Source organism: Photorhabdus caribbeanensis (assembly GCF_018448885.1).
GTDB classification, from domain to species: Bacteria; Pseudomonadota; Gammaproteobacteria; order Enterobacterales; family Enterobacteriaceae; genus Photorhabdus; species Photorhabdus caribbeanensis.
Window position 1 is genome coordinate 373,209 of record NZ_RCWB01000001.1, and the last position, 24,482, is coordinate 397,690.

Sequence of the window (24,482 nt, forward strand, 5' to 3'; positions counted from 1 at the left end):
GTTAAACGTTAGATATAGTTAAACGCTAGGTTATGTGGCTTTGATACCCCGATATCGGTCATCCGCCACTGGGATAAACTGCCGCTAATTTTGGATATAAAGTTTTATCGAAGATTGCTCCATTACATTTCACTCACCATTTGGTGGTATGTTAGTTGGTCAAGGAGGTGGTACACCTACCGGAATTAACTTTTCCAATAAGCTTCGGTTTTTCACAAGTACATTTTTATTAGGAATATCTGCAACATTTTGTGATTTTTTCAAAGCGTAATTGGAAATTTTAGTTATGATTTTTTCGTATTTTTCTTGATTTACTACATTATCATTATTGTTAGTAGAGAAATTATTAAAATCATTTTTGGGACTCATATATTTTCCTCAAATTATGTTATGTATATATAGACCACATCTTGAGTTGTTGTAAAGATAGTGTCCCTTCATTTATAATTTAGTTTAGAAAATGAATAATGGAGTGATTTATAACTTAGGATGTTAACTATTTGCATGTGGCTGGTAGTAATAAATAGTCAATGTTTTATAATTGAAAACATATCAAAGCTATTAATGTCTTATTTCTGAAAATTATATTCAATAGTTTTTATACTTAAAGATTTATATTGTAAATTGGAATAAAAGGTGGGTAAAACAAAAAAGGTTTAGATGGTTTATTTAGTGAAAATCCGCCTATGGGCCGCTGTTTATTATAATTGCTAATATCCAAGATTATATTTTGTTTAATGAGGTTAAAATCAATAAAATTAGCTTGGTTATTTCCAAAATGGCGTTGTTTTTATTTAAATAAAAGAGTTGATTGTGTTACGTTATAATAATGTTTTGTTTTATTTTCTTTAATAACATAATTATTAAAATAAATTTATTGATTATTTTTACACTGATGTTAGCTTTGTATTTGAAAGTTTCTATGTAAGTAAGTTTTTAGTAAATGAAATCTATTATTTTTTTGTAAGGTGGGTAAATGAGTAATAAAAATGATTTTAAAGCGTTTTCTATTAGTAATAACGCTAATGTCGTGAGTCAAGAAAGATACGAAGAAAGCCTGAGTTTGTATTCTGGGTTTCCACCAGATAATGTCCCCACTCACTTATTAAATAAGGCACTACGTCAGTCATCGACAATAGCCTCTGTTGTGGCTAATTTTATGTCCACTCAGTGTGGAAAGGATGTTTTAGATAATGGTGATTTGGCAACCCTTAATAAGACTTTTACTGATTCATTAGAGTGTCATGCGAACAAAAGTTTCCCCGGTAGTTTATCATTTAATGGTTATCAACAACTGCCGGGTGGATTAATACTTCAATGGGGAAGACATAATTTTACTCCGTTAACGAGAAACAAAGTTATTTTACCAACGTCTTTTAAGCGTAGTTGTCTGAAGGTTTTTATATCACCTGTTGGTGATTGGATATTTCCGATGTCAGCTGCACCTAACGGAACATTGGATACTTTTGACTCTTGGGTTGCAGCACGAACTATTAATGCTTATGGAACTGAAATCAAGTTATCTGCTAGTGATACTTATGTATATGGAGATTATTTTGCAATCGGGTTTTAATTAGTATTTTAAAAGGAATAGTAAGCTGAACTTTTTTCGGCTTATTATTCATTTGAAGAAAATATAATAATGTCATAAAATAGAGTGCATTATATATTCAGTTATTAATTTCTGGGTGTTTTATCAGCAATAAATATATAAAATAATCTCGGGTATATATTACCAATGGATTAATAAGAAAATATATCTGGAAAACAAGTAAAATAAATCGTTATAATTGTTCCTGACGTAATCAAATGAGATACCGCAGTGACTGAAATATATAGTGATGAATATTGGATGCAACAGGCCATCGAGCGAGCAATAAAGGCGTGGGAGCAGGGGGAAATACCTGTTGGCGCTATATTGGTTGCTGATAATAAAATCATCTCGGAAGGTTGGAATCAGTCTATTATCGCGCATGATCCTACCGCTCATGCTGAAATTATTGCGTTACGCAAAGGGGGAGAACAGTTACACAATTATCGTTTGATAAATACCACTTTATACGTCACGCTTGAGCCTTGCACTATGTGCGCCGGTGCTATGATACACAGCCGAATACAGCGGCTGGTTTATGGCGCCAGTGATATGAAAACTGGCGCCGTAGGTTCTTTAGTTGATATATTGCGCCATCCTGGCATGAATCATCAAATTGATATTACCGGCGGTGTGCTTGCTGAGGAATGTTCGACGATGTTGAGCGCTTTTTTCAAACAACGTCGGCAACAACATAAAGCATTAAAAGCCGCCAGAAAACAGCAGGAAGAAAATCAATAGGCATTTTTGATTCACTCTTTTAGTACCCATATATGGTACTCGCCGTTTATCATCTCTGCACCTTCCAGGATTTTTTCAAAACCTGGGAACCTGTTATTCCATTCACCTATCTGGCGAATATATTGTAACCGGGGAGCATGTTCATCACCAAAACGTTCTCCCGGTAGGATTATTGGTATACCTGGTGGATAAGGAATGACACTAACAGCCGATATGCGGCCTGCTAGTTCATTAAGTGGTAGATGTTCAGTACGGCCTCCCATATGATCAAGGTGTGCTTGTCGGGGGAGTTTCACTATCTCAGGTAATTGGCTAAATGATCTCTTTTGCTCAATATCCATTTCATATTTTTTTATATACCCAAATATTTTATCCGAAATATCTTTGAGCCCCATATTTTCATAATATTCAGGGTATTGCTTCGCGAGTTTTGGTAAACATTGTTTAAGTGAAGTATTAGCGTCATAATGTTTCTTGAAATTCAATAATACGTTGATCAATGTTCCCCATTTACCTTTGGTGACGCCGATAGAAAACAGGCAAAGAACAATAAAATCGGTGGTACGTGCCGGTACAATATCATGCTGACTGAGATAAGCGGAAAGAATTTCGGCTGGAATGCCATTTTCCAGCAATTCATCATTGTCATTCATTCCTGGGCATAAAATACCAACTTTTGTTGGATCTAGCAGGCACCATTCTTCTGATAGATTGGTAAATCCATGCCATTTGTCTCCTTCTTTTAATACCCAACAGGAAGGGTCCGTTGCTAATTGTTCTCTGTTTGCTTCATGGAAGGGAATTAATTTACCGCTATCTGCGCTGATAATCTCTCTGGCATTCCAGGGTAAGAAGAACCAATCATCTTTTTGTTTAAATTGATGATGGATTTTTGCTAATGTCAGACGGAAGTCTACGGCTTCATTGATAGCGTTTTGTATCAGTCTTTGCCCCTGCGGGCCATCCATCATGGCGGCTCCAATTTCATTAGTGGCGATAAGCGAATATAGCGGTGACGTTGTGGAGTGCATCATATAAGACTCGTTGAAACGGGAATGTTCAACCGGTTTTTTACCATTGCGGATATGGATATACGATGATTGTGATAGCGCTGCCAACATCTTATGCGTGGATTGAGTGGCAAATATTGTCGGGCCATTATTGTCAAAATCATTTGGATCATCACGCATTGAGTAACGATGTTTATACATAGGATTAAAACGAGCATAAGCAAACCAAGCTTCATCAAAGTGAATTTGATCAACACTTTTTGCTAGTAAATCTTGTGCTTGTTCTGCGTGATAACATATTCCATCGTAAGTACAGTTGGTGATGACCGCATAAACAGGCTTATTGTCTACTGCGCACTCTTTTAGTGGGTGTTTATTAATGAGTTGTTGGATATATTCTGGTTGAAATTGATCTTTAGGAATCGGACCGATAATGCCATAGCGGTTGCGTTGAGGAATGAGATATACGGGCAAAGCTCCAGTCATTATTAAACCTTGTCCAATAGATTTATGGCAATTGCGATCGCATATAACAATCTCTTTCTCACCAATAATGGCACCCATGATAATACGGTTAGAACCCGAAGTGCCATTAAGAACGCAATAGCTTTGATGGGCGCCAAAAATAGTTGCAGCATATTCTTCTGATTCTTTGATAGCACCGGTATGATCTAGCAATGAGCCAAGTATTTTTCTTTCTATGCCAATATCACTTCTGAATAGATTTTCCCCAAAGAAATTAATTAATTCTCTTCCTGCCGCCGTCTTGGTAAGCGCGACGCCGCCTTGATGTCCGGGAGCAGTCCAGGAATATTCTGGTGATTCTTGGGTATATTGCAGTAATGCACGAGTGAAAGGAGGTAATAATTGAGCATGATATTTCTTAATTAGCGAACTGGCGCGAGAGGCGATAAATCCAGCCGTGTCTTCAAGCATCCAGACGAATTCATCTGCTAATCCCATGACTTCAAGTGTCAGCGTGTCGATGCTGGAATATTCCGCGGTCAACAATACCGGAATGGTTGTATTGTGTTTACGTATTTCTTTCAGTAATTCTAAGACTTGTTTATGAGATTCGTAGTTATTATCTCCTGAAGTCCAATCAACAAAAATACAGCATAGTGAAGAATCAGAAGAAACTGTGGCTATGCCATCTTGGAATGTAGCAGCCAGGATAACAGCGAAATTGTTCTTTTTTAATGCTTCTATTAACTCTGTAAAAGCTCGACCATTCGCAGTCGTCGGACTAAATACATGGCTGCTGACAACCATAATTTTGTTTTGTTCGTTAATATCTAAATTAATCATGATTTATCCTCTGGGAGAGATAGTGTTTTGACGAATTTAGTATGGTTAGTTGGATTAGCTGTCAAACATAATATAACTGAGGATATATAATGGCTGTAATTGACTGCTTAGAGCCTTATATTTGTTTACTTTTATTTTGGTTGGTTTTCTTGGGAAATTAATTTTTTCCGATTTTCTTTGGCCTGTAAATATCCGACTAAACTAAGCTGATAACGGCGAATATTTTCAATATAGCGATATGCTTCATGTCCACGGGCATAGCCATAGGTGGTATTTGTATAATATTTTTTCTGGCTTAATAGCGGGAGCCGTTTTTTGACATCGAGCCAACTATCAGGATTTCCTTTCTGTGATGCTGTCAGCTTGCGGGCGTCTAACATATGTCCATAACCCATATTGTAAGCAGCCAGTGCAAACCAGATACGTTCATCTTTAGGAATATTTTCAGGTAATCGTTTCATTAGATTTTGCAGATAAATCGCGCCGCCCTTAATACTCTCCTCTGGATCAAGGCGATCAACGACGCCTAACCCTTTAGCCGTCTGGCTGGTTAACATCATCAGGCCGCGCACACCTGTGGGTGAGGTTGCCTGTGGGTCCCAATGAGACTCTTGCCAGGCAATAGCAGCGAGTAATTGCCAACTGATATCACCGGAATATCTTTCAAATAGTGGCCGATAGGTAGGTAGAATATTATCGATGGCGCTTAGAAAAGAGAGTGTATCGAAATAGTCAAATGAGTGGACGTGACCAAAATATTTCTCCTCCAATCGTGGCATGACATTTTTTTCCGTTAGCTGGCTGAAAAAATCCAGCATGGCAGCGTAAAGGCTGTAGTCGTCAAGGCGTTTTAAATACCATGTCAGCGGGTTATCTTCACTCACATCAAAGGCGACAGCCAGGTTAGGGTGAGTGCGTTGTTGCAACGCAACATTAATCGAGTCGCCTAACGTATAATCCAGTTTACCTTCTGATACCTGTTCCAGTAGTTCGCGAGTGTTATATTGTTGTGTCTCCTCCCATTTAAGCTCAGGGAAATCTTCTGTCTTTAGCTTTTTCAATGTGCTGGCATGAGCAGAACCGGAAGCGACCAGCAGTTTACCTTTTAAATCTTTAAAAGAGCGAGGGCGTGGAGTTCCTTTGCGATAAATCAGTTGTTGGGATACCGAATAGTAAGCCGGACCTGCGCGAGTTTGAGCCAGCCTTTCTTGATGATAGGTCAAGCCGGCGGCCAGAAAATCAGCGTCGCCATTTTCCAGGTCATCGAATAACTGATTGATATTTTTTCTGAATTTGATTTCCAATTTGACGCCAAGATAATCAGCAAAGCGTTGTGCCAGTTCGTAATCGAATCCATTTGGTTCTTTCTTACTGGTAAGGTGGATCAGAGGTGAGCTGATGGTGCTTATCCGTAGCTCTCCTCTGGTCATGATCCTGTTAATCTGCTCCTGCTGTTTATTCGGCCAACTGATGTTCAGACTGATGATAGCGGCAGAAAAAAGAGCGATAACAATGATAACGAAATAATTTATTTTTATATTATTCAATCTGTTATCTCTGTATAACGCGGTGTGGTGCTATGTGGAAACGCGCTATATTGCTATGGTTAAATTTCCAGTGATTGAGCATTTTGCGGAACAAAAACTGGCTGTGCAACCTAATTGATACTATTTTCATGACCTAACCATCGGATAATTGGCTGTAATAATCGTCACGCAAACGGTTTCGTCATGGATGACAATCCTCTATAATGTACTCATTTCCCCTTAGACATCTATTAAGCTTTGCTTCTAAGATGAGAGAATTGATTACTATGAAAATTCTACGTGGTTCACCTGCTTTATCTGCATTTCGTATCACTAAGCTCCTTTCTGTGTGTCAAGAACAGCAACTTCCGGTCAATGATATTTATGCCGAATATGTTCATTTCGCAGAGATTAATGCACCTTTGAGTGATGTTGATTCAGCAAAGTTACAACAATTATTAAAATATGGACCTTCGCTGGCTGAACATGAACCCCAAGGTACGTTACTGTTAGTGACGCCTCGTCCGGGAACGATTTCCCCGTGGTCTTCCAAAGCAACCGATATTGCGCACAATTGTGGTCTGTCCCAGGTTGTGCGTCTGGAGCGCGGCCTGGCTTATTACATCCAAAGTGGTGAAATGAGTGATGCACAGTGGCAAATATTGTCATCACTGCTGCATGATCGGATGATGGAAACGGTCTTTACTCAATTGGAACAGGCGGAAAAATTGTTTTCTCGTCAACAACCCGTTCCGTTAAAACGCATTGATATTCTGCAAGCAGGACGCGGTGCGTTAGAAACTGCCAATATTGAACTTGGATTGGCATTGGCTCCAGATGAAATTGATTATCTGATGGAGGCTTTCCAGAAATTAGGCCGCAATCCAACAGATGTTGAGCTTTATATGTTTGCTCAGGCTAACTCAGAGCATTGCCGTCATAAAATCTTTAATGCTGACTGGGTTATCGATGGTGAAGCACAGCCCAAATCATTGTTCAAAATGATTAAAAACACCTATGAGCAGACACCTGATTATGTCCTGTCAGCCTATAAAGATAACGCTGCTGTGATGGAGGGATCTTCTGTTGGCCGTTTCTTTGCCAGTGCGGAAAACGGTTTGTATGACTACCATCAGGAACAAGCCCATATTCTGATGAAAGTGGAAACGCATAATCACCCGACGGCGATTTCTCCCTGGCCGGGCGCATCGACAGGTTCTGGTGGTGAAATTCGCGACGAAGGGGCGACCGGGCGTGGCGCTAAGCCAAAAGCGGGTCTGGTGGGATTTTCAGTATCTAATCTGCGGATACCGGGTTTTGAACAGCCGTGGGAAGAGGATTTCGGTAAACCGGAGCGTATTGTCAGTGCTCTGGATATCATGATGGAAGGCCCTTTAGGGGGCGCGGCATTTAATAATGAATTTGGCCGTCCTGCGTTGTTGGGCTATTTCCGTACCTATGAAGAAAAAGTAAACAGCCATAATGGCAATGAATTACGTGGTTATCACAAGCCCATCATGCTGGCAGGTGGGATGGGTAACATACGAGATGAACATGTCAAAAAGGGTGAAATTTCTGTTGGCGCAAAACTGATTGTGCTTGGCGGTCCGTCCATGAACATTGGCTTGGGGGGAGGCGCTGCATCTTCTATGGCGTCGGGGCAATCCGATGCTGATCTGGATTTTGCTTCGGTTCAACGGGATAACCCGGAAATGGAGCGCCGTTGTCAGGAGGTGATCGATCGCTGTTGGCAGTTAGGTGAAAACAACCCGATTCTGTTTATTCATGATGTTGGCGCGGGTGGACTTTCCAATGCAATGCCTGAGCTGGTCAGTGATGGTGGTCGCGGTGGACGGTTTGAGCTGCGCAAAATTCTTAATGATGAGCCGGGGATGAGTCCGCTGGAAGTCTGGTGTAACGAATCACAAGAGCGTTACGTACTGGCGGTGGCGCCGGAACAACTTCCGCTGTTTGAAGAGATTTGTCGGCGTGAGCGTGCGCCTTATGCCATTATCGGCGAGGCAACAGAAGAACGTCATTTACTGCTTAATGATGAACACTTTGATAACCAGCCAATCGATATGCCTCTGGATGTACTGCTAGGTAAAACGCCAAAAATGTTGCGTAATGTCAGTACATTAAAAGCTAGCGGTGAAAGCCTTGAGCGTCGGGATATCGATCTGACAGAAGCTGTTAAGCGCATTATGCATTTGCCGGCGGTGGCAGAAAAAACCTTCCTGATAACGATAGGCGATCGCTCTGTCACTGGCATGGTTTCCCGTGATCAAATGGTGGGTCCGTGGCAGATCCCGGTTGCGGACTGCGCTGTCACCACCGCCAGCCTTGATAGCTACTATGGCGAAGCGATGTCTATGGGGGAACGTGCGCCGGTCGCTTTGCTGGATTTTGCGGCTTCCGCCCGAATGGCTGTCGGTGAAGCTTTGACCAATATCGCTTCTGCTTATGTTCAGGACTTAAAACGCATTAAACTTTCAGCGAACTGGATGTCTGCTGCGGGTCATCCTGGCGAGGATGCTGGTTTGTATGCGGCGGTTAAAGCAGTGGGTGAGGAGTTATGTCCTGTGCTAGGGCTGACTATTCCGGTGGGTAAAGATTCCATGTCGATGAAAACCCGCTGGCATGAACAAGGTGAAGAGCGTGAGATAACGGCGCCTTTGTCGCTGGTGATTACCGCTTTTGCCAGAGTGGAAGATGTACGTCGTACAGTAACGCCGGAGCTTTCCACCGATGAAGATAATGCATTGTTATTAATCGATCTGGGGCAAGGAAAAAACACACTGGGCGGTACCGCATTAGCACAAGTTTACCGTCAACTGGGTAATAAAACCGCGGATGTACGTAGTGCTGAGCAATTGGCTGGTTTCTTCAATGCGATTCAGCAACTGATTGCGGAACAAAAATTACTGGCTTATCACGATCGCTCTGATGGTGGTTTATTGGTCACGTTGGCTGAAATGGCTTTTGCCGGGCATTGTGGTATTGAAGCTGATATCAGTGTGTTTGATGAAGATATTCTGGCTGCGCTCTTTACAGAAGAGTTGGGCGCTGTAGTTCAGATTCGAGCATCGGATAGAGGATTTGTTGAAAACGTTTTGGCAGAACAGGGTCTGGCCGATTGCGTACATTATTTGGGGAAAGCCAAAGCAGGTGATGATTTTGTTATCTTTAGTGGCAACACGGAAGTCTATCGCCAGAATTGCAGTACCTTGCGTTTATGGTGGGCAGAAACCACATGGCAAATGCAGCGTCTGCGCGATAACCCGGAGTGTGCAGATCAGGAACATCAGGCTAAACAGGATAATCAAGACCCTGGACTGAATGTAAAACTGACCTTTGATATTTCAGAAGATATTGCAGCGCCTTACATTTTGCGGCAGGTAAGGCCGAAAGTGGCTGTACTGCGTGAACAGGGTGTTAACTCCCATGTTGAAATGGCCGCGGCGTTTCACCGAGCAGGTTTTGAGGCGATTGATGTTCATATGAGTGATTTGTTGTCTGGGCGTATTGGATTGAGCCAATTCCAGACACTGGTTGCCTGTGGTGGTTTCTCGTATGGCGACGTATTGGGAGCAGGTGAAGGTTGGGCGAAATCAATTTTGTTTAATGAACGGGTTCGTGATGAATTTGCCGCTTTCTTTGCGCGACCTGATACGTTGTCGTTGGGTGTTTGTAATGGTTGCCAGATGATGTCTAACTTGCGGGAGTTGATCCCAGGCGCAGAACATTGGCCGCGTTTTGTACGTAACCGTTCAGAGCGCTTTGAAGCACGATTCAGTTTGGTGGAAATTACTGACAGCCCGTCACTGTTCTTACAGGATATGGTAGGTTCTCGTATACCTATTGCGGTTTCTCATGGGGAAGGGCAAGTAGAATTCCGTGATAGACAGCATCTTGAGATGCTTGAAAGCAACCAGTTAGTGGCTTTGCGTTATGTGAATAACTATGGTCAGATTACGGAAAACTATCCAGCTAACCCGAATGGTTCAGTGAATGGTATTACCGCAGTTACCAGCCTTGATGGTCGAGCAACCGTGATGATGCCGCATCCAGAAAGGGTATCCCGCACGGTGAATAACTCTTGGCATCCAAAGGAGTGGAGCGAAGATGGCCCGTGGATGCGAGTTTTCCGTAATGCTCGTAAGCAGTTAGGGTAAGTACCGCAGTGTAAGTAAATGGTGTCAGCCGGTTTTTCCGGCTGATAGTGTTCATTGGCTTCATTGTGATCCTTTGTTTCGTAACTGACGTGAGATCACAATTGAAGCCATTTTTTTATTTGTTTTAGCATTCCATACATAGGGTATATATTGAGCGTATGGAAATGCGCTGGTATTTGTCGAATGCGAAGTTGATAGATATACCTAATAGATTTCGAGTTGCAGCGCGGCGGCAAGTGAACGAATCCCCAGGAGCATAGATAACTATGTGACTGGGGTGAGTGAAAGCAGCCAACAAAGCAGCAGCTTGAAAGATGAAGGGTATAAACCGATTTCGATTTCAGTCGTGTTGTTTGAGGATAGACCTATTAATAAGAAGTTGGAGTCCAATAGAACGAATAGGAAGAATCACATCATCCTGACCTCAGAGAGTAAATCGGGGTGACGATCCAACACCTTAAGCAACTTCACCAAAGCTAGAGATGGCTTGGTCTTACCGTTTTCATAGCGCGAGTTTCTTACGTACTCTGGCAATGAACTTAAGATCGACTATGGCCGCGTTGACTTGCTTCGAGAATGTCCGCATTTCGCACATGACACGTTCCGATTCCACAGCATCCAAAATAGATTCGGCGCAGGCAGGGCAGAAGTCGCCTGTTACCGCAGAAATGATTGTGGTTTCGCTCTTGTAAGTATAGGGCCGCTCGTGGGTGTCATGGATAAGTTCCGCTGCACCGCAAACAGGGCATTTCATGTTCATAGCTCCCATTCATAACTCTTTGAAGGATACGATCAGCACGTCATCAGTGACCGTCAGTTTCAGATACACGTTTTGCCAGACGGGTGATTCTTTTCTCTAAATTAATAAACTTCGTAGTTTTGTCCGGTTTGAGCGCCGTCGACGCTTTTTTTAAAAGCAAGTGCTACACGGCTAGCAGGAACAGCATTAAAACCTGGGAAAAACTCACCGTATTTATCCAATGATTCCTGTAAGACATTAGGGCTAACGCTATTTATGCGAATTCCCCTTGGCATTTCAATTGCCGCAGATTTTACAAATGCTTTGACACCACCATTAGCCATCGCTGCTGATGCTCCTTGAATAATAGGATCATCCATCATAATTCCAGTTGTTAAAGTAAAACTTCCGCCATCGTTAATATAGTCCATACCTAACAGTACTAAGTTAATTTGGCCTTTGAGTTTACTGTTTATTCCTATTTCGTTTAACTCTGGAGTTAATTCTGAGATTGATCCAAAATGTGCGCTACCTGTTGCACTGACTACAGCATCAACTTTGCCAATTCTCTCATACATACTCTTAATACTATCAACGGAAGTGATATCAACTACAACATCTAAGCCATTTCTTCCGGCACGAATGACTTCGTGATTTTTTTCTAATTCTTCCGAGATTGCTTTTCCTATTGTACCGCTTGCTCCAATAACAATAACTTTCATTTTTGTTTACCTTTTCCTAGTTAATAAAATTTTCTCGACTACATCGTTGCATAATGAATATTACTTTTAACTCGAATATGTTGAACTGATACGAAAAATGGTGAGCAGAAATTGCACACCCTTTTGTCAGTCATTGTTGATTAAATTCCGTAGGTTATTTCGTAGTTCATCAGGTGATACTACTCGTCCAGATTTTATATCTTTCTCAGCCAAAGAGAGCAGGTGTAACAAAGCTATTTGTTCTTTTTGCATCTCAAATTGAGTCGGATCTTGAACCATATATGGAGGTTCCCCATTTTTGGTTTGGTGCATAATTTTCTCCCGAATAGAGACTTTTTACTTCTATCTACGATGGTACATTATTGGCTGATAAAGGCCAGATTATCGGTGAATGTTTAGGCGCATAGATGCCCGGTTGCTCTATTGTCTCAATTACCCGACAAACATGCATTATGGGTGTCTCAAAAAAGAGACATTTAATTATTTGATTTTAATCTATTTTTATTTGCATGATTTTAGGTGTCTTTAATTGGCGACAGAAAATAAATTTTCCTCATATTGGAAAGGAAGCTATTCGGTCGCTGAAACGTGACATTTAATTTTTTATAAAGTAAAAACAGTGGTTTATGATTATTTTTTTAATGTTGGCACGGAATCTGCATTAAGCTGGCACAGTTGCTCATTCAACTTCTTATGTCGGCCCACATTTGGGTGGAGAAATGCCACATAAACTATCGAATGATGCCAGAGTAAGGTGCCTACCGTCCAACTCAGTGATATCGCTTTCGGGCCTTATCAAACATCGGGCGACACGTGGAGTGAGGCACCAACCTATGTCTGACTGTTGTCGATAAACAGCGGGCATGCGTTATCCTCACTGGCGGGATAGTAGCGAAAACTATTATTCCGCCGTCATCGCTCAGGTGTTTACCTGCCCCTTTGTACTGTTTGCGTCTTACACTGATTTTCAGGCACAGCAGAATTTATCAGCCGATGGGTTTTTCTATCCGCCCTTTGTCGGTTAGCATTAGTGTACTGACAGGTTACGAGATGATTTCCTTGAAAAAATGGCGTTTATTTCCGCGCTCATTGCGCCAATTAGTTGTCATGGCCTTCTGGCTAGTGTTATTGCCATTATTGGTTCTGGCTTATCAGGCTTATCAGAGTCTTGATCAACTCAGTGAGCAAGCGGCTGATATAAATCGTACCACGCTGGCGGATGCCCGCCGCAGTGAAGCTATGACAGGTATTGCGTTGGAGATGGAGCGCAGTTACCGCCAATATTGTGTGTTAGGGGATAAGACGCTGGAAAACCTCTACCAAAGGCAATATCAGCAATACTTTAAGATGCTGAAAGATCAGATGGCTATACTTGATGATCAACAGCATATTAAGACGCTTAACAGCTTATTGTCACAATTGACAAAAATCAGTTGTTTCAATAGTGAACCTACCCAACCTGCCGCTCAATTACTTGAGCAATTCTCCAATGCTAATAGTCAAATGGTACAGGCTACCCGTGATATTATTTTCAGCCGAGGAGAACAGCTACAGAGAGATATTGCTGAAAAAGGACAATTTTTTGGCTGGCAGAGTCTTATTTTATTTCTACTGAGTGCGTTATTGGTCGCGTTATTTACTCGCATGATTATCGGGCCGGTTAAAGGGATTGAACGCATGATTAACCGATTGGGAGAAGGGCAATCATTAGGCGTTCGCATAGATTCTTTTCAGGGGCCGCGAGAGCTCCGCTCTTTGGCGCAGCGGATTATTTGGCTTAGTGAACGTTTGGCTTGGTTAGAATCACAACGCCATGAGTTTTTACGTCACATTTCTCATGAACTGAAAACTCCGCTGGCAAGTATGCGGGAAGGAACAGAATTACTGGCTGATGAAGTGGCAGGGCCATTAACGGCTGATCAGCAAGAAGTGGTTGCTATTCTTGATAATAGTAGTAAACATTTACAGCAATTGATCGAGCAATTACTGGATTATAACCGTAAGCTGGCAGATGGCCCGACGGAGCGACAGCAGGTTTCTCTGCGGGAAATTGTTAATGAAGTGGTTTTATCACACAGTTTACCCGCGAGATCGAAGAATATTCAGACAGAAATTCAGCTTGATGCTGATATTTTATGGGCAGAGCCTACGCTATTAATGCGGGTTATTGATAATCTCTACTCTAATGCGGTGCACTATGGCGCCGAATCCGGTAACATTTGGGTTTCAAGTCGTCAGATTGGCAAATATGTTCAAATTAATGTTGCTAATACCGGCACGCCAATTCCTGAATCAGAACGTAGTATGATTTTTGAACCGTTCTATCAGGGAACGCTCCAGCGCAAAGGCGCAGTGAAAGGCAGCGGTCTTGGGTTAAGTATTGCACAGGATTGTATTAAGCGTATGGGGGGCGAACTGATATTGATTCAGAGCGAATTTGCTGACGTATGTTTTCGTATTAAATTGCCATTAACTGCTGAGAATGAATAAATAATGCATAACAGGTCTACTTACCGTTTTGTACAAAAGACGGATCGGCAGAATATTGCAGTACAACCTGGGAAAAACGTGTTGGTTGCCAGATTGTTATTACCTCGAATTTCAATTTGGGGTTTTAGCATGATTCTGCTGATCTTCGTCGTTTTTTTATTGGCGGGTTGCGTCAAAAATCCGGTTAATAATAATTTAACCACAGTTGCGCAAATGGTAATACCAGAGCAACGGGTAACGGATTACCGTATTGCAGAGTGTGAGTTAATGTGGGATTTAGAGACGCCGCCATCGATTGAGAACGCGCTTTACTGGCTGCGATTGATGGACTGTTCAGATCGCCTGACATCAGCTAAAGCACGTAATATGGCGAAGTACACTCTTCCGGTTACTTGGGATACGGCTTTTAAACAAAGTATCTTACTTAATAGTGCTGGTCCTACGTTGTCTGAACGTCGGAAAATGGTTGAAAATTTCAATAAATACCGATTGAAATTCCCAGATTCGTTGCGAGCATTATTACAGTTATGGCGCGAACAGCAGGTTCAGCAAATTGCAGTGGCTGAGGAGCGGGCAAGATTCCAAAAATTACAGGCAGATACGGATAATAAACTTGATCATCTGCGTGAAAGTCGCGCACGATTGGAATTTGAGTTACAAGAAACTTCTCGTAAACTGGAAAACCTGACAGATATTGAGCGTCAGCTCTCTTCCCGTAAGCAAAATCAAGGGAGTGCTGGATCAGGCAATTCAGATAAACATGCTGAAACACCAGAGACGACATTACCTAATAAAAACGGTACGCAAAATAATACCTCTGAATCAGATAAAGGAGCCGCACCATGACAGCGCGTAAGCCAGCCCATCTTCTTCTGGTTGATGACGATCCTGGTTTGTTGAAATTGTTGGGAATGCGTCTTACCAGTGAAGGGTTTCGTGTCACAACCGCGGAAAGCGGCGCTGAAGCGTTGAGACTGTTAACTAAAGAAAAAGTTGATTTGGTGATCAGTGACCTGCGTATGGATGAAATGGATGGTATGGCGTTGTTCGCTGAAATCCAGAAGCAACAACCGGGCATGCCGGTTATTATTCTGACTGCGCATGGTTCAATTCCAGAAGCAGTGGCGGCCACTCAACAGGGTGTCTTTAGTTTTCTGACTAAACCGGTTGATCGGGATGCGCTTTATAAAGCGATTGATGGCGCATTGGCGTTGACCACGCCTGCCAGTGATGAACAGTGGCGGGAGCAGATAGTTACCCGCAGCCCTGTGATGTTGCGCTTGTTGGAGCAGGCGCGAATGGTCGCTCAATCTGATGTCAGTGTACTGATAAATGGTCAGAGTGGCACCGGGAAGGAAGTATTAGCCCAGGCAATTCATCGCGCCAGTCCACGAGCGAAAAAACCCTTTATCGCGATTAACTGCGGCGCTTTGCCAGAACAACTCCTTGAGTCAGAACTGTTTGGTCATGCCAAAGGCGCATTTACCGGTGCGGTCAGCAGCCGTGAAGGGCTATTCCTCACTGCGCAGGGAGGAACGCTGTTTCTTGATGAAATCGGTGATATGCCGCTGGCTTTGCAGGTTAAATTATTGCGGGTATTGCAGGAACGTAAAATACGTCCGCTCGGCAGTAACCGCGATCTGGATATTGATGTACGGATTATCTCCGCGACTCACCGTGATTTGCCGAAGGCGATGGCAAAAAATGAATTTCGCGAAGATCTCTATTACCGCCTAAATGTGGTGAACTTGAAAATTCCAGCTTTGAATGGTCGGGTTGAAGATATTCCTTTATTGGCGAATCATCTGTTGCGTGAGTCAGCGAAACGCCATAAACCTTTTGTCCGTAGTTTCTCCGTTGATGCAATGAAATGCTTGATGGCGGCAAGTTGGCCTGGCAATGTGCGTCAGCTTGTTAATGTGATCGAGCAATGTGTTGCGTTAACTACTGCGCCGGTTATTAGTGAAGCCTTAGTTATGCAGGCGCTGGAAGGGGAAAATACAGCGTTACCCACTTTTGTAGAAGCCAGAAATCAGTTTGAACTGAATTATCTGCGTAAATTACTGCAAATGACTAAAGGGAATGTGACTCATGCGGCGCGTATGGCGGGACGTAACCGGACTGAATTCTACAAATTACTGGCGCGCCATGAATTGGATGCGAACGATTTTAAAGAATAACTTTTCTGCTGATCAGGAAGTTTTTACACTGGTATAAAGATTGGTGGCTTGGGAGAGCCAAATTTTATGAGCCGTACTCTTAATATTGCCCTTGCACAGCTTAATTGGATGATTGGTGACATTGAAGGCAACTGTGAACGTATGTTGCAGACAGTACAGGAACAACAGCAACAAGGTGCTGATTTGGTCATGTTTTCTGAACTGGCGATATCCGGTTATTCTCCAGAAGATCTCTTATTCCGTGCTGATTTTCATCAGCGTTGCCGTGAGCAATTGGCTCGTTTACAGGCTGCCAGTTGTCAAACTGCTATTTTAGTTGGTCATCCTTGGGAACAGGACGGGGAGATTTACAACGCCCTTTCCCTATTCTGGCAAGGGAAAATCTTGGCCCGTTATTTCAAACAACAGTTGCCAAATTATGGTGTTTTCGATGAAAAACGCTATTTTAAAGCGGGCGATCAAAGCTGTGTTGTGCCATTTAAGGGCTACAATCTCGGCTTATTGATTTGTGAAGATTTATGGTTTGATGAACCGATTGATGCCTTGAAACAGGCTGGCGCAGACTTAATTCTGTCTATCAATGCTTCGCCATATAATCGTGAAAAACCTTATATTCGTTATGAACTGATTAGAGAACATTGCCAACGTACAGATTTACCTATGATTTATCTTAATCAGGTGGGTGGTCAGGATGAGCTGATTTTCGATGGCTGTTCTAAAGTTTTTAATGCAAGTGGTGAAGTGACTCATCGATTAGCCGCATTTAATGAACAAATCCAACAATGCTGTTTTAATGAATTAACGATTGAACCTATGGTTAATCCGGCGCCTGAACTACTGCCATTGCAGCAGGTATATCAGGCATTAGTCCTTTCAGTGCATGATTACGTTCGCAAGAATGGCTTTCAAGGCGTGTTATTAGGCTTATCCGGGGGGATTGACTCTGGCTTAACGCTGGCAATTGCGGTTGATGCATTGGGCAAAGATCATGTTCAGGCTGTTATGATGCCATTTCGCTATACGTCTGAAATGAGTATAGAAGATGCGAAAGAACAAGCTGAGATGTTGGGCGTTGAGTTTAATGTGGTGTCGATCGAACCGATGTTTGATGCATTTATGGCGCAATTTGAACCTCTGTTTGCGGGTACGGCTAAAGATACCACCGAAGAGAATTTACAGGCGCGTTGCCGTGCCGTTATTCTGATGGCGATGTCTAACAAACGCCATCGTCTCGTGCTGACGACCAGTAATAAGAGTGAATCCGCGGTGGGATATTCCACATTATATGGTGATATGGCGGGTGGTTTTAATGCGCTGAAAGATGTACCGAAAACATTGGTATTTGAATTAGCAAAATATCGTAATACCGTTTCGCCGGCGATACCTCAACGAGTGATTGATCGTCCGCCATCGGCGGAATTGGCGCCTGGACAGCTTGATCAGGACAGCTTACCGCCTTATGACATTCTGGATGATATTCTGGAAGGTTATGTGGAGCAGGATAAATCGGTTGATGAGCTGGTGGCTGCGGGGTTTGATGAACAGATTGTACGTAAAGTTGTTCGTTTGGTTGATATTAACGAATATAAACGTCGTCAGGCGCCGGTGGGGCCGCGTATTACGCCGCGTAATTTTAGTAAAGACAGACGCTACCCGATTACCTCTGGTTTCGGCCGTAAAAACTGGTAACAACAGGAAAACTTCATGAAAAAGATTGATGCGATTATCAAACCTTTCAAACTGGATGATGTGCGTGAAGCTCTGGCGGAAGTGGGTATCACCGGAATGACGGTAACAGAGGTGAAAGGTTTTGGGCGCCAGAAAGGCCACACTGAACTGTATCGCGGTGCGGAATATATGGTGGATTTTCTGCCAAAAGTGAAAATAGAAATTGTCGTGCCAGATGATATTGTCGATACCTGTGTTGAAACCATTATGCAGACGGCACAAACCGGGAAAATCGGTGATGGTAAAATATTTGTATTCGACGTGGCGCGTGTTGTGCGTATCCGTACCGGCGAGCAGGACGAAGAGGCGATTTAACTTAATTTAGATTTTTAGGGGGTGGTGACAGATAGATATAAGACGCCACTCTCAATAAAAGTAGCCGGAATTCTTCGATGACCGTTTAGACGGTCATCGATAGTAGATACATTCATTTATAATCTTATATACCGAATGAACTTCAAGATGCTTGAGCCGTCAGACATAAAAACATTTAAACTCAACAACATAATCGTTTTTCAAACATGCACTTTGAAGTATCTTGAGTATATACTCAATCAAGGCGATGAACTACCTTACAAGTAAAGGTTCTATCACATACCCATTTTCTGTAACTCGATTTTCTCCGACAATAATCTTAGTGTCAGGTAAAATGAAATATGAATATATGATTTTAAGTCTTCTGACTGACATGATATAACCACGCCAATCGTCGACAACCCAAGAATCTCTATAACCTCCAGAAACTATAGTAAAATAATCGTCGGACACTTTGAATTGTGCTTGATCAGTGCTCCAGTAGTTAATTGCAACTTCAATCGTGTCACATTTCGTATTGTTGGTAACGTGAATCATGCCCATATTACAACTCCCTTACTATTTCAATCTGATTTCATTAAGATTTGACTTTATTAGGATGCCGTTTCGGACTAACAACATTAAATATAAATGAACTAGCTTACAAATAAAGGTTTTATCACATACTCATTTTCTGTAACTCGATTTTCTCCGACAATAATCTTGGTGTCAGGTAAAATGAAATATGAAAATGTAATTCCTAGCCTTTTGACTGACATGATATAACCGCGCCAATCGTCAACAAACCAGGAAGCCCTAAAATATCCAGGACTGATATTAAAATAATCGTCGGACACTGTGAATCGTGCGTAATCAGTGCTCCAGTAGTTAATCGCAACTTCAATCGTATCATTTTTCATATTGTTGGTAACGTGAATAATGCCCATATTACAACCCCTCACTATTTCAATCTGATTTTATTAAGATTAGACTTATTAGGATGTTGTTTTGGACTAACAACATTAAGTATAGATGAGAAATTCTTATTTAATTTAATATTCTTTATCGTTTTTATTTCATAAAATAACTGATCACTATAATTAATGTTTGGAATAAATTATCAAAATAGTTTTTAATTTAAACTATCGGATGATTTATTACGGCTTGAAATTAGTTAAATCTTCTCAAACCGTAAATAGTGGTAAATAAGAATTGCGGGAAAACCTCTTGCCTGCTGAAAATATGTTGGATCATTTTTGCCTTGGCTTTCTGGACAGGTCATCATAAATATCATTACTATAAATTAAATACTGTTTCTGTTCACTTCACTTTATTGGTTATTATCACCGTAATATTAAGTTGAAAATTTAAATCACCTTATGTGGGCCAAACATTCATAGTGAATAAATTGTTTATCATTACTTCTGTCCTCTGTCTTCTGTCTTCTGTCTTCTGCTATTTCATCATATTTTCTTATGAACTGATTGCATGATTGATTAAAAAACATCATAATTGCTTCTTTTGTGATCATTTCGTTTAGGGATATATTGTGAGCTGACGATTCAATATAGGTAATCATCGTTATGGTTAATAATTTTGATGTAGAACGAACGGGGCTGGTTTTTACTCTTACAGCCGGTAATCTCCCTGTGAAAACTTTTGCTGTGGTTGAATTTACACTGAATGAAGCCTTATCAACGCTATTCAGTTTGCAAGCCACAGTGACTTGTGCCAATCCGGATATTGATTTTGCAGATGTTCTGGATCAATACGCCACATTGACCGTTTATCGTGACGGGCAGCCTGAGCGTTATATCACCGGGATTGTGACTCATTTTGTACAGGAGACAACGGGACGTTATCGTAGTTGTTATTACCTGACTCTCCATCCTTCCTTGTGGCGTGCCGGATTGCGGGTTAACTCCCGTATTTTTCAGAATCAATCCGTCACCGATATTATTGATAGACTATTGAAAGAAAATGGCGTTCGGCAATTCTCTTGTCTATTGCGTTATGAACATCCAATGCGGGAGTTCTGTGTTCAGTACGATGAGAGTGATTTGTTTTTTTTGCAGCGTTTGTTAGCTGATGAAGGGATCTTTTATTACTATCACTTTGATCAGGATAAGGGCGAGCCGACAATGATTTTTGTCGACTCTTATGCCAGGAATGGCTCTCTTTCACTGCCCTACAACCCAGAACCTGATACCACAGGCAACCAGTGTTGCATCAGCCAGTTTCGTTGGGGAGAAAGGGTGGGCGTTGCTGAAGTTTCGGTGAGAGACTACACGTTTAAACATCCCCGGTGGTATTCTGATTTTCAATTCCATGAAAATCACAGGTACATCAGTAATCAGCGTTCGGATTTAAATAGCTACTATTACTATGACTTTCCCGGACGTTATAAGGATGGAAATGGGCAACGGATAAGTCAATATCGGTTGGAGGCGTTACGTAATGATGCTTTGCTCGGCTGTGGGCAAAGTGACAGCTTTGCTCTCTTGCCGGGCATGTGGTTTACGCTTACCGATCATCCGAAAGAAAAATTTAATGCACCGTGGCAAATAATCCAAATTACTCACCGTGGCCATCAACCTCAAGCAGATGAATCTCATTTTGATAGCAGAGGGACGATTTTAACGAACAGTTTTACCTTTGGTAGTCCCAATCGGGTATGGCGTCCCTTGCCTTACCCCAAGCCAAGTATTGATGGCCTGCAAATTGCCACCGTGGTGGGGCCTGAGGGAGAAGAAATATTTTGTGATGAATATGGACGAGTACGGGTGCAATTTGCCTGGGACCGGTATGGCAAGCTTAATGATCAAAGTTCTTGCTGGATAAGAGTTAGCCAAGCTTGGGCTGGACACTGTTGGGGAATGATGACTATCCCGCGTGTTGGTCAGGAAGTACTGGTTGATTTCATGCATGGCGATCCTGACCAGCCGATTATTATTGGTCGTACCTATAATGCCATTAATCTCCCACCGAACCGTTTGCCGATGGCAAAAACGCAGATGGTAATCCGATCAAAAACCCATAAAGGGGAAGGGTTTAATGAACTGCGTTTTGATGATGATAAAGGCGGTGAGGAAATCTATATTCATGCTCAGAAGAATATGAAAACGGAGATTTTAAACGATGAAATGGTCAATATTGCACATAATCGGACTCATCATATTAAACACGATGCTCACTTACGTGTTGATAATGAATATCGTGTTCTGGCGCAGCAAGATATTTCCGTTTCAACCGGACAAAAACTTCATATTAAAGCTGACGATGCGTTGTTGGTACAAAGTGGCAATGAAATTCATCTCAGTTCCGGGGCGAAGGTGGTTATTGATGCCGGCAGTGAGCTCACATTACAGGCTGCGGGGCATTTTATTAAAATTGATGCCAGTGGCATCAGCAGTAGTGCCGGGATTAGTTTTGCCAGTGGAGCACCGGGTACAGGTTCGGGTTGGGGAGGAAAACTGCCGGATATGCTGGATAAACTGAAACAGGTCAGCGCTGAAATATCCACTCCTGTTGCTCAAGAACCACTTAAAGAAATTTGTCTCAGTTGTTTGATGAAAGCTGAGCTTGAAGAAGCAATAACCGTTATCCGGGGGTAATTATGACACCTGAATTAAGCGAAAAATTGGTTAATTACCAGAAAAAACATCCCGGCATTCGGCTTTACGCGCTGGTGAATGGTTTGCAGTATGAACGCTGTTTTAGTGAGGAGATTAATTATATCGTGGGTGTCAACAATCCACTATTCCGGCACTATCCAGATTCAAAACTTGCATTTGCAGGTCCGTGGCTGTTTGATATGGAATATGCTCATCAGTGGCAAGATAAATTATCAACCCTCGAAGAAACATATCCGGCAGTATCATGGTTATTAACCTCTCTGTCATTAGATAAGCTGACCCGACATCTTGTGTCATATTTAAATATTCAACTGCCGACAAAACAGACGGCACTGCTACGTTTTTATGATCCCCGTATTTTGCATCGCATCAGTGACATTTTTAGCCATGAACAATTGTCTGCATTTACGCATGATATTGATAAATGGGTTTATCAATACAATTCCACTTATTATTCGGTGTCAGGAGTTCCATTATGATTGAATTGACTCAGGAACAATTTGATATTATCACCAAACTGGAAAAACAGACGGTGATTGATCGTATACAGGCCGAACTTCTTACCAAACATGCGGATTTAATTCCTTCCCCATCTTCGCTGAACGAACGGCTAATGGCTGCTTATGATTATTTGCTGACATTAAACTTTCAGGATAAATACTTGATTCAATCCTATTTATCTTTGGTCGCGTTTAATCCTGATTTTCAGCATGCCTTGCCAATCAAGTCTGCTCTGGAATCCTCTGATCAGGAATCCGAGCAACAGTTTAAAGATATTCTTTGTATTGCAAAAAATAAGATGAACAGGAGACGTTAATATGCCAATACCCTTATTAGCCCCTGTCGCTGTGGGTGCGGCTGAATATGTCGCCAGCGCCTGTGCCGGGGTATTAATTGCAGTCGGTATCATGGAAGCGGGTAAAGATAAATCCGTAATAGACGATGACAACATTCAACATAAGAAAACGGATTTTGTAATCAGCCCTGACATCACGGATGAAGATCGAAATATTGTCTGGAGTGCCGAAGCTTATGCGGATTTCTGGGAGGATGATGATTTAGGGGATGAATCTGTTGATGCCAGTGCGGTTCAGACTAAAGCCCAGTCTGAGACGGAAGAGTGTGAAAAAACGGAAACTGAAAAAGTGTGCAAAGCTTGCCTTGCTATTCCGGTGACAAGTGAAAAATATCGCAAGGTGAGTCGTTGGAGCGCCATCACGATTAACTATCAGAGATTTATTGCGAAAACTAAATATAACCCGCTCACACAAATGATCCAGGAATTTCAATGCCTGAAAGTGACGTTTGATGGCTGGCGGCCAGCATATTGCTTATTTCTGGAGGCCAAAGCGCGGTATGACCAGTTTTTTGATATTCAGGGTAAACCTAAAAATTGGTGGAAGGGGATGAAAGCAGGAAGAAAACAAGGTGCTCGACAACAAGCTGTATGTGACGTATTAGATAATACTCCTCATGTGGAATGGCATTTTTTACAGCCCATAAGTTGTGCTTATTTTAAGTCACTGTTTATTGAACATAAAAACATTAGTGTTCACTATACACCCTGCTACGATTTGATGGCAACAGTTTAACCCGAGGTAAATATGGCGATAATTCGTATAGAAATCAATGTACGTTATGAACAGCAGGAAACCATTATTGTTAATACTGCGTTAATGGATTTATTTCGTATCACACGACAAGTTGATATATTTTTCGGGCGGAAAAAAACGTGGTATTTAACTGGTTATTCACGAAAAGAAGCACTAACGCACATTGTGTTTGATGAACAAGGGCCAACAGAAAAGACCGTGAGCTATTTTGAAAAATCTTATAAAAAGGATTTTCCATTACTTATTGAAGATATGTGGGATGGAGAAGAGGACGAACTATCTAGTAGTATTAGCTATAGTAAACAGTCAATAAAACGTCCTAACTGGGTTAAATTGGAACTGAACCTAAAAATTGACAGCAGTCAGCTTGGTATTTCCCGGTTAATTGAACTTGTCGAATACCTAGTGACTAGCCGTGACCTCTCTTATATTCAGGTCGAAACCAACGAATATACATTACGGAATAAACAAGTTTTCCCTGATCGCCTTAGTGTAGGCTGGATGCTTTACCAGCCTCACATTATTGACAAATCTTACTTACCTATGGCGGAGGATGTACTCCCTGTGTATCAAAATAATGAACAGGTCGGAACCCTGATTATCACCAAAAAAGGCATTTTTGATGGAAGGAATCAGGATGATATTGATAAATCCAATGATGTTGAAATTCAGTTGGTGAATTTGGGATTACTGCCGTTAATTACCGAAGTTTAATGGGAGTGATGTTATT

At 41.9% G+C, this 24,482-nt stretch carries 19 protein-coding genes and 1 pseudogene; 13 read left to right on the top strand and 7 right to left on the bottom strand.

The genetic code is table 11. From position 1 onward, the window contains the following. Positions 1 to 159: 159 nt before the first annotated feature. Entirely contained in the window at positions 160 to 369 is a 210-nt protein-coding gene (locus EAE90_RS23575; protein WP_246550237.1) for a hypothetical protein, read from the bottom strand. A gap of 607 nt (positions 370 to 976) precedes the next feature. On the opposite strand from EAE90_RS23575, the gene EAE90_RS23580 reads away from it, so the two are divergent. Together EAE90_RS23580 and tadA are read left to right on the top strand one after the other, a co-directional pair. Beyond that, positions 977 to 1,573, top strand: coding sequence for a gp53-like domain-containing protein (locus tag EAE90_RS23580; protein WP_246550199.1), 597 nt, complete (start codon positions 977 to 979; stop codon positions 1,571 to 1,573). A gap of 249 nt (positions 1,574 to 1,822) precedes the next feature. Continuing rightward, the gene (gene tadA / locus EAE90_RS01850) at positions 1,823 to 2,332 is read left to right on the top strand and encodes a tRNA adenosine(34) deaminase TadA (protein ID WP_214052003.1); all 510 of its coding nucleotides are present in this window, start codon (positions 1,823 to 1,825) and stop codon (positions 2,330 to 2,332) included. An 11-nt stretch (positions 2,333 to 2,343) separates the two neighbouring features. Here the strand turns inward: tadA and EAE90_RS01855 are convergent, their stop codons facing one another. Together EAE90_RS01855 and mltF are read right to left on the bottom strand one after the other, a co-directional pair. Then, entirely contained in the window at positions 2,344 to 4,650 is a 2,307-nt protein-coding gene (locus tag EAE90_RS01855) for an Orn/Lys/Arg family decarboxylase (protein ID WP_214052004.1), read from the bottom strand. Positions 4,651 to 4,781: 131 nt separating this feature from the next. Beyond that, the gene (mltF, locus tag EAE90_RS01860) at positions 4,782 to 6,197 is read right to left on the bottom strand and encodes a membrane-bound lytic murein transglycosylase MltF (RefSeq protein WP_214052005.1); all 1,416 of its coding nucleotides are present in this window, start codon (positions 6,195 to 6,197) and stop codon (positions 4,782 to 4,784) included. 266 nt (positions 6,198 to 6,463) lie between these two features. Here mltF and purL point away from each other — a divergent pair, with 266 nt between their 5' ends. Beyond that, the gene (purL, locus tag EAE90_RS01865; RefSeq protein WP_214052006.1) at positions 6,464 to 10,351 is read left to right on the top strand and encodes a phosphoribosylformylglycinamidine synthase; all 3,888 of its coding nucleotides are present in this window, start codon (positions 6,464 to 6,466) and stop codon (positions 10,349 to 10,351) included. Positions 10,352 to 10,759: 408 nt separating this feature from the next. Here the strand turns inward: purL and EAE90_RS24580 are convergent. The 3 genes and pseudogenes from EAE90_RS24580 to EAE90_RS01885 all read right to left on the bottom strand — a co-directional run bounded on the left by EAE90_RS24580 (position 10,760) and on the right by EAE90_RS01885 (position 12,124). Further along, positions 10,760 to 11,120, bottom strand: a pseudogene (locus tag EAE90_RS24580) (type II TA system antitoxin MqsA family protein). A 92-nt stretch (positions 11,121 to 11,212) separates the two neighbouring features. Beyond that, positions 11,213 to 11,812, bottom strand: coding sequence for a short chain dehydrogenase (locus tag EAE90_RS01880; protein ID WP_214052009.1), 600 nt, complete (start codon positions 11,810 to 11,812; stop codon positions 11,213 to 11,215). A gap of 126 nt (positions 11,813 to 11,938) precedes the next feature. Beyond that, a complete protein-coding gene (locus tag EAE90_RS01885) occupies positions 11,939 to 12,124 on the bottom strand; it encodes a hypothetical protein (protein WP_214052010.1) in 186 nt (61 codons plus the stop codon). A gap of 738 nt (positions 12,125 to 12,862) precedes the next feature. Here EAE90_RS01885 and EAE90_RS01890 point away from each other — a divergent pair. The 5 genes from EAE90_RS01890 (at position 12,863) to glnB (ending at position 18,525) form a co-directional block, all read left to right on the top strand. Then, the gene (locus EAE90_RS01890; RefSeq protein ID WP_214052011.1) at positions 12,863 to 14,302 is read left to right on the top strand and encodes a sensor histidine kinase; all 1,440 of its coding nucleotides are present in this window, start codon (positions 12,863 to 12,865) and stop codon (positions 14,300 to 14,302) included. A gap of 3 nt (positions 14,303 to 14,305) precedes the next feature. Next, positions 14,306 to 15,148 carry a two-component system QseEF-associated lipoprotein QseG gene (qseG, locus tag EAE90_RS01895; RefSeq protein ID WP_246550204.1) on the top strand — a complete coding sequence of 281 codons (843 nt, stop codon included), beginning with the start codon at positions 14,306 to 14,308 and terminating at the stop codon, positions 15,146 to 15,148. Continuing rightward, a complete protein-coding gene (gene glrR, locus EAE90_RS01900; RefSeq protein WP_214052012.1) occupies positions 15,145 to 16,482 on the top strand; it encodes a two-component system response regulator GlrR in 1,338 nt (445 codons plus the stop codon). The genes qseG and glrR overlap by 4 nt, the downstream gene beginning before the upstream one ends. Positions 16,483 to 16,548: 66 nt before the next feature. Further along, a complete protein-coding gene (locus EAE90_RS01905) occupies positions 16,549 to 18,171 on the top strand; it encodes an NAD+ synthase (RefSeq protein ID WP_214052013.1) in 1,623 nt (540 codons plus the stop codon). 15 nt (positions 18,172 to 18,186) lie between these two features. Further along, entirely contained in the window at positions 18,187 to 18,525 is a 339-nt protein-coding gene (gene glnB / locus EAE90_RS01910; RefSeq protein ID WP_011147501.1) for a nitrogen regulatory protein P-II, read from the top strand. Positions 18,526 to 19,160: 635 nt separating this feature from the next. Here the strand turns inward: glnB and EAE90_RS01915 are convergent. After that, positions 19,161 to 19,451: a hypothetical protein gene (locus EAE90_RS01915; protein ID WP_036777751.1), complete on the bottom strand. Its 291-nt coding sequence runs from the start codon at positions 19,449 to 19,451 to the stop codon at positions 19,161 to 19,163. Between the two features lie 636 nt (positions 19,452 to 20,087). Between EAE90_RS01915 and EAE90_RS01920 the strand changes: the two genes are divergently transcribed. The 5 genes from EAE90_RS01920 to EAE90_RS01940 are packed head-to-tail and all read left to right on the top strand — an operon-like array spanning position 20,088 to position 24,466. Next, positions 20,088 to 22,118, top strand: a complete 2,031-nt coding sequence (locus tag EAE90_RS01920; RefSeq protein WP_214052014.1) for a type VI secretion system Vgr family protein — start codon at positions 20,088 to 20,090, stop codon at positions 22,116 to 22,118. Positions 22,119 to 22,120: 2 nt separating this feature from the next. Further along, complete coding sequence (locus EAE90_RS01925) at positions 22,121 to 22,618, top strand: DUF4123 domain-containing protein (RefSeq protein WP_214052015.1); 498 nt, start codon at positions 22,121 to 22,123, stop codon at positions 22,616 to 22,618. Then, on the top strand, positions 22,615 to 22,956 hold the full coding sequence (locus EAE90_RS01930; RefSeq protein ID WP_214052016.1) for a hypothetical protein: 342 nt from the start codon (positions 22,615 to 22,617) through the stop codon (positions 22,954 to 22,956). Before EAE90_RS01925 ends, EAE90_RS01930 begins: the two co-directional genes overlap by 4 nt. 1 nt (position 22,957) lies before the next feature. Then, complete coding sequence (locus EAE90_RS01935) at positions 22,958 to 23,731, top strand: Tox-REase-5 domain-containing protein (RefSeq protein ID WP_214052017.1); 774 nt, start codon at positions 22,958 to 22,960, stop codon at positions 23,729 to 23,731. Positions 23,732 to 23,743: 12 nt separating this feature from the next. Further along, positions 23,744 to 24,466: an Imm52 family immunity protein gene (locus EAE90_RS01940; protein WP_214052018.1), complete on the top strand. Its 723-nt coding sequence runs from the start codon at positions 23,744 to 23,746 to the stop codon at positions 24,464 to 24,466. Positions 24,467 to 24,482 lie beyond the last annotated feature (16 nt).